The organism is Desulforhabdus sp. TSK (genome assembly GCF_022836495.1).
Lineage (GTDB): Bacteria > Desulfobacterota > Syntrophobacteria > Syntrophobacterales > Syntrophobacteraceae > Desulforhabdus.
In genome coordinates this window covers 21,738-27,737 of the sequence record NZ_BQXM01000051.1, presented here as the reverse complement: position 1 = coordinate 27,737, position 6,000 = coordinate 21,738, and the positions used below count along the sequence as shown (strand labels likewise).

The following is a 6,000-nucleotide window of genomic DNA, read 5'->3' as shown; positions in this document are numbered from 1 at the left end:
ACCACATCCCCCGTCACACCACCGCCCACCGCCACCAGAGCGCTGTCACGGGCGGCTCCCCCCACCGCGAGGGCACGGGCGAGCTCTTCCAGCGCCGCAAGGCGTTTGTTGGGCTCCGACGCGGGGAAAAGGATCAACCGCCTCTTGAAAACGTCCAGCCCACCGAAATCTTCGATACGTTTCTCCCAGAGCTTCCAGACATTTTCATCCCAAATCCAGTACGGGACACGGTCTCCCAGGTAGGATTGCAGCGCCGCGGGCAAATCCTCCAGAAGCCCTTCTCCGATGGTCACCTCGGATGTCCTGGCTGAGCTGCCAGGCAAATGGATCGTGAAGTTCATCTTTCTCCCCCAATAGGCAAACGGTCCCATCGTTTCGGGCCACACCGGTCCGCCTCACTCCAGCCTCGCAGTGCATGGATTCACCACGAAGCTCACGAAGGACACGAAGAAGGCAGGGAAAAGTCCCCCGGTCGCCACAGCGCAAAAATTCTTTCTTCAGGAGTTTTCCGCTCCTCCGCGCTCACACCCTTCAACGGGTCCCTCAGGTTTGGGCTGCGCACCGCAGCAGCCGGTGCATCCCGAGCACAAAGGAACGTCCGGCCGAAAAACCCGAATATAATACCGTACCACATAAATCAACACCAGCGCCAACAAAACCAAAATCACAACGGTTTGCCACATGATCCCCCTCCTATGTCCCCAACCCCAGCCATCGACCGCCCTGGTACACGAGCACCGCGATCAAGAAAGCCACGGATGTGTTGAAAACCATGGAAAAAACGCCCCACTTCCACGCACCGGATTCCTTGATGATACAGGTGATTGTGGCGAAGCAGGGAGCGTAAAGCATGATGAAAACAATGACGGCGAAAGCCTTCAGAGGATTCCACAGGGGATCGTTGCTCAGCCGTTCGCTCAGGGAGAGATCATCCCCCGTTTCGACCTTTCCCAGGGAATAAGCCGTTCCCAGGGTTGAGATGATGATTTCCTTGGCCGCAAAACCCGAAAGCAAGGCCACGTTGGTGCGCCAGTCAAAACCGCTCCAGCGGCTGACACTCTCCATGGCTGTTCCGATGCGCCCGGCAAAGGAATCCTTCAGGGCGGTCTGTGCCTCTTCATGGTCCAGGGCGAGGATCCGTTCGCGCGCGTCCGCGACCACCGCGGGAATTGTCTGGCCCTCGGGCGCTCCGCGGGCGGTCATTTCCCTCAGCTCCGGGGGCACGCCAGCCAAAATCTCCTGGCGCGCTTCCTCGAAGCGGACTTTTTTCTTCTCCGAAAGACCGGGAAAGGTCATGAGGGCCCAAAACAGGATGGAAATGGCCAGGATGATGGTCCCCGCCTTCTGCACATACTGCCAGGTGCGCTCCCAGGTGTGGATGAGCAGCCCTTTGAAGGTCGGCAGCCGATAGGGAGGCAGCTCCAGCAGGAAGGGGGTGCTCGGCCCTTTGAGAATGGTGATCCGAATGAGCTTGGCCAGGAAAAGCGCCGCCATCCATGAAAGAAGAGTCAAAAGAAACATCATGGACGCGCGGTTTTTGGGAAAAAAGGCCGCGATGAGCATGGCAAAAACGGGAATTTTGGCGCCGCAGTTCATGAAGGGAGCCGTCAGCAGCGTCGCCAGGCGCTCACGGGAGCTCCGGAGGGTCCGTGTGGCCATGACCCCCGGCACCGCGCAGCCGCCGGCGATCCCCCCCGAAATGATGAAGGCCATGACGGAACTGCCGTGCAGTCCAAAGGTGCGAAATACCCGATCCAGCATGTAAGCCACACGCGCCAGGTAGCCCGTGTCTTCCAGGAAAGCGATGGCAAAAAACATGAACAGGATGAGGGGCACGAACCCGATGACTCCACCCACCCCGTCGATAATGCCCGAAACAATCAAGGACTTTATCAGCCCCTCGGGGAGCAGCGCGTCCATCCTGTTTCCCAGCATGCTGAAAGCCGATTCAACCAGCTGAACGGGAAGGGCGCTGTAATTGAAAGTGAACTGGTAAACCATGTAGAGGATCAGCATCATGCTGACGGGGCCCAGGAGCCGATTGGTCAGCACCCGGTCGATCTGGTCTGAAAGGTAGAGCCGGTCGGACTTATTTTTTTCCGTCACCACACCGCCCTTCAGCAGCGCGGCGATAAACCCGTAGCGATGGTCCGCGATGATGGCTTCGGGGTAGCTTTCCAACGTCTTCTGGAGATGATCGGTCAATCGTGCCGCGATGGCTTCCAGCCTTGAGGAAAGCTCGGGATGGGTTTCCCGACCTTTTGCAATGACCTGCTCGTCGGCTTCCAGGTACTTGAGGGCCGTCCAGCGGGATGGCAAAGCTTCCGTCAAGAAGCTCAGCCTGGCAATTTCCTTTTCCATCTCGTCCAGGGCGGGATCGATGTCGGGGCCATAGGAAATGTGCAGGGGAGCCCACCCACGTTTTTCGGAGGCCATGCGGGCGGCTGTGCTCAGAAGATCGTCCTTCCCCCTGCCCGTGCGGGCGACGGTGGGAACGACAGGCAGCTGCAGGCGGCGGGACAGCTCTTCCACGTCGATTTCAATGCCGCGCGACTCGGCGGCATCCACCATGTTCAGCACCAGCACGACAGGAATGCCCAGTTCCAGGAGCTGCACCGTCAGGTAAAGGTTCCGCTCCAGGTTGCAGGCATCCACGATGTTCAAAACCACCTCGGGCCGTTCCTGGACCAGGAAGTCCCGGGCCACCAGCTCCTCGAGGGAATAAGCCGTCAGGGAATAGGTCCCCGGGAGATCCACCAGCCGCAGACGGCTCCCATTGAGCTGATAAAAGCCTTCCTTCTTTTCCACGGTAATGCCCGGGTAATTCCCCACATGCTGGCGTGCACCCGTCACGGCATTGAACAAAGTGGTCTTGCCGCAATTGGGATTGCCGGCCAGAGCGATCAAATATTGCTCATTGCCGTTGTTCATGATGTTTCGTCCACCTCGACGTGAATATAATCCGCTTCATTGTTGCGCAGTGTCAGAGTGAAATTCCGAACGCGAATGGCCACGGGATCCAGCAGGGGCGCCCGGCCCTGAACAAAAAGAGGAGTCCCCGGCACAATTCCCATATCGCGTATGCGGCGCCCAAGCTCCCCCACTGCTTTCACCTGAGTCACCACTCCCTTCTGGCCCGGTAACATATGACGCAAGAGAACCGTCCCCATTTCGCTCCACCTTTCATCAAAAAATTAGGACGTCCTAACTTTGAGATCCCCAAAAAAGCGGTTGGTGTCAACCGCTCGTTTTTCTTTACTCCGTTATTCCGAAGCACTGAAGTCTCGTCAAGAGGCGGTGACCAAGATCTTGTCCGAAACCCCCGCTCCCAAACTGAGGGTACTACCATGGACTCGAACCAGGCAGGGGCAGCCGCATCCCGCACAGAGCAGCTCCATTTCCACTCCCGGGTAAATCCCCAAGGACGCCATCCGTGCACACAAGTGTCGCCCCCCGTCGATGCAGGCTACCTTGAAGCGCTTCCCGGTTGCAGCTTCACAGAGCGGCAGACGGTTTTGCCCTGCACCCTTCGGCACGGCACATGGACAACATTTCTTCCGCATCCAGCCGTTCAGCATAAAAACCCCTCCTCAGCCATGTTTAAGATACAGGAATTAGGTAATCCAAACTTTATATACAGTCAATAGCTTTTTTAAAAGCCGAAGTCCTTGACTTCTGTCAAGTCCTCAAGCCATTGTGCTCTCGGAAGGGAAAACATATGGATCCAGACGATTCTCCCGCGTCCGTGCTTGCGGCCCTGGGCAAAAAATACCGAAACGGAGCGTTCCCCAGCCCCCAGGACATGGATACGCTCCTGAAGCTCTGCCGAACTGCCCGCAGGGACCTCCGGGAGGCGGCCCTCTCCCTCCTGCTCCATCCCCCGGTTTCCCACGAAGAGGCATATCACGAGGCACTGACCGGCCACCTCATGGCCGCCGGAAAACCCACCGGCGGGCTCCCCATCCCCCTCCTGGAACTTCTCCTGGACCGCATCGCCCTCACGGAGCAAATCCCACGCGACCGGGAGCAGCACGAGTTTTTTATCGGCCTCCTGCAGCATCTTCCGCGTCAGGCCCTGGACCAGCTTTTCCAGAAGCGGGCTCCCCTTCTGCCTTTCCTCCGGCACATCCCGCCCGTGAGACTGCCGGCAGGACATCCAAAGAATGCGAAGGATTGGAGTACACTCAAAAGGCGATGGCGCCTGCTGAAAGCCAGGCTGTTTTCCCTCCCCGAATCTCCCGATTGGAGCCGGATCACCCTGCGGGACCTTCATAACGTAAGGAGCAGGAGACGGGGCGGCAAGCAACGCGCTTTTCCCGCCGGCGCGTGGCTCCTCCACGCCCGGCCGCTCCTCTTCCCCTGCCGGCCCTCGGTTCCTCCAGGCTCCGCCCTCAACATGCCTTCGTCCTTCTGGGGTGGTTCCGGATCTGAAGCGCTACGGGCCTTTGAAACCCTCCTGGGGGCTCAAGCCGAAGAGCTGCGCCGCGTCCGCACCCTGGCCCGCAATGTCAGCCGGTCTACCCGGCGCGTGGTCCTGAGCTGGCACAACGCCAGTCTCGCCGCAGCAGGCGGATGGGCTTATGAGGATCTCAGTCGTTTTTTTCCCACCCCCGCTCTTTTCCAATCCTTCCAGGGAGAAGTGGGCAGGGACCTGCAGACGATGCGTATAAAAACCGACACCCCGCGGAACGAATCCATCGGGCACCTGTGGGGGCTCTGGGAAAAGCGCATCCTGCATCCCAAGCTCCTGCACGCATGCTGGGAAAGCCGCGTGCGGGCCACCCTGGACAGATCCTTTCAAGAGGGCTGGGAAAGGGACGTCGTGGCAGCCCGTTCCATTCTAGGCGGCAAGGCCCTCCAGGGAATGGCTGAGGGAGGGAGATACAGCTCCCAGGGCATGGTGAGCCCTCACCAACGCTTCAGCGTCCGGGCCATTGAGGCGTGGCGGCACGAACGGCTGGCTGGCTGGCGGGAGGGACTCCTCCACCTCGTCGCGCTCCTGCGCCAGGGGCAGAGGCTGCTGGATGCCGGACAACTGGAGTGCTTTGTCCTTCCCTGGATCGACAAGTTCTTCATTTCCTCCCGCAGGGAAGAAGACCGGGAATACCTTCCAGCCCTTGTCAAGTGGCTGGAACTGTTCGGCATTCAGCCCCTCATTTTATTCTGGGAAGACACGGCCCATGCGCTCGCCCCCAGTTTTCAGCTGACCCTTCAGAGATTGCGAGAAAGGGGGTGCCCGTTCAGGGGAATCGGGATCTTCGACCCCGGGGGAGGCACCCGGAGAGAGGATGCCGAGGAAATCGTCCGCAGGGAGCACGACGCGGTGCGCCTCTTTGCCTTGCGACCCCACAGCGACACCTACCACCGGCAGGCCCTCTCAGAGCTCCTGCAGGGGAGCGCCCGCCATTTTTGCGAGACTTACGACTCCTCGTGGAAAGACGACCTTTGCTTCATCTACGCGGGCACCCAGGTGCTTCCCCTCCTTTCGGTGCAGTGCGAAATGGAGCCCTTCGCTCCCTGGCTTGCCTTCCAGGGTGTGAAATATCCCTTCGGAAGCTGGCTGCGTCAGCGCCTGCGGCGGGAGGTCCTGGGGCAGAACGCTCTTGTGGAAACACGCCTTTCGAAAGAGTATTTCGCCTGGGCGAATCTTTTTTGAGAGAGAAGGCCGGAAAATCAGGGCACGGGAGCATGAAAAACGTCGGATGAGATGGAAAAAAACAGCATGAGGTCGTACGCTGCGACGGCAAAGGGCATTATAATGAAAAAGCGGTTGACAAGCTTCTCGCTTTCCACTTAGTTCTTAAACGATCTCCGGGGGGAGTTTCTCCATCCGGTTGCGGCGCCATCTACGAAGGGGACGTTCCGCTTTTAGCGATCAGCTGTCAGCGAAAGCGAGTACCCGGAGCGGCAGCAGGCATTACGGCGGAGCTCCCATTACAACGTATTGGTTTTCCTGCGTATGGTAATTTCTAATGGCTTACCCCTGAGCGCATACGCCCA

Annotated in this window: 4 protein-coding genes and 1 pseudogene; 1 reads left to right on the top strand and 4 read right to left on the bottom strand. The window is 59.0% G+C overall.

Features of this window, described 5'->3' with window-relative positions; all coding sequences use genetic code 11:
• From MWC30_RS20385 to MWC30_RS20370, 4 genes and pseudogenes are all read right to left on the bottom strand, one after another.
• Nucleotides 1-341: pseudogene (locus MWC30_RS20385) on the bottom strand (3-dehydroquinate synthase); the annotation flags it as partial.
• A 352-nt stretch (nt 342-693) separates the two neighbouring features.
• Nucleotides 694-2,931, bottom strand: coding sequence for a ferrous iron transport protein B (gene feoB / locus MWC30_RS20380; protein ID WP_244086047.1), 2,238 nt, complete (start codon nt 2,929-2,931; stop codon nt 694-696).
• A complete protein-coding gene (locus tag MWC30_RS20375; protein WP_244086046.1) occupies nt 2,928-3,170 on the bottom strand; it encodes a FeoA family protein in 243 nt (80 codons plus the stop codon). The genes feoB and MWC30_RS20375 overlap by 4 nt, the downstream gene beginning before the upstream one ends.
• 117 nt (nt 3,171-3,287) lie before the next feature.
• Nucleotides 3,288-3,578 carry a FeoA family protein gene (locus MWC30_RS20370; RefSeq protein ID WP_244086045.1) on the bottom strand — a complete coding sequence of 97 codons (291 nt, stop codon included), beginning with the start codon at nt 3,576-3,578 and terminating at the stop codon, nt 3,288-3,290.
• Nucleotides 3,579-3,718: 140 nt separating this feature from the next.
• Here MWC30_RS20370 and MWC30_RS20365 point away from each other — a divergent pair, with 140 nt between their 5' ends.
• Entirely contained in the window at nt 3,719-5,656 is a 1,938-nt protein-coding gene (locus MWC30_RS20365) for a hypothetical protein (RefSeq protein ID WP_244086044.1), read from the top strand.
• Nucleotides 5,657-6,000 lie beyond the last annotated feature (344 nt).